Origin of the sequence: Variovorax sp. dw_954, from assembly GCF_018449755.1 — a bacterium.
Taxonomy (GTDB): Bacteria; Pseudomonadota; Gammaproteobacteria; order Burkholderiales; family Burkholderiaceae_C; genus Variovorax.
The window spans coordinates 1-688 of record NZ_JAAVVD010000100.1 but is presented as its reverse complement, the minus strand read 5'-3'; the positions used below and the strand labels follow the sequence as shown (position 1 = coordinate 688).

At 63.2% G+C, this 688-nt stretch carries 2 protein-coding genes; both read left to right on the top strand.

What is annotated here, in order from left to right; translation table 11 throughout:
- Positions 1–511 (top strand): carboxyl transferase domain-containing protein (locus HB681_RS37685; RefSeq protein WP_275946438.1); only part of this gene is annotated, 511 nt, incomplete at its 5' end.
- Positions 512–529: 18 nt separating this feature from the next.
- On the top strand, positions 530–688 hold a 159-nt coding region (locus tag HB681_RS37680), incomplete at its 3' end, for a biotin carboxylase N-terminal domain-containing protein (protein WP_213959988.1).

Below are 688 nucleotides of genomic sequence, written 5' to 3'. Positions count from 1 at the left end.
GGCGCGCTTCGTGCGCTTCTGCGATGCCTTCAACATCCCGGTCATCACCTTCGTCGACGTGCCCGGCTTCATGCCCGGCACCAGCCAGGAGTACGGCGGCATCATCAAGCACGGCGCCAAGCTGCTGTACGCGTACGCCGAATGCACGGTGCCCAAGATCACAGTCATCACCCGCAAGGCCTACGGCGGTGCTTACGACGTGATGGCTTCCAAGCACCTGCGCGGCGACGTGAACCTCGCCTGGCCACGCGCCGAGATCGCAGTGATGGGCGCCAAGGGCGCGGTGGAAATCATCTTCCGCGAGGACAAGAACGACCCGGAAAAGCTGGCTGCGCGCGAGGCCGAATACAAGGCCCGCTTCGCCAACCCGTACGTGGCTTCCACGCGCGGCTACATCGACGACGTGATCCTGCCGAGCGAAACGCGCAAGCGCATCTGCCGCTCGCTGGTGATGCTGCGCGAGAAGAAGCTCGAGAACCCGTGGCGCAAGCACGGGAACATTCCCCTCTGAAAGAACAGGAAGCACAACATGTTCAAGAAGATCCTGATCGCCAATAGAGGCGAGATCGCCTGCCGCGTCATCAAGACCGCGAAGAAGATGGGCATCCTCACGGTGGCCGTCTATTCCGACGCCGACAAGGAAGCCCGCCATGTCGAGCTGGCCGACGAGGCCGTGCACATCGGCGCC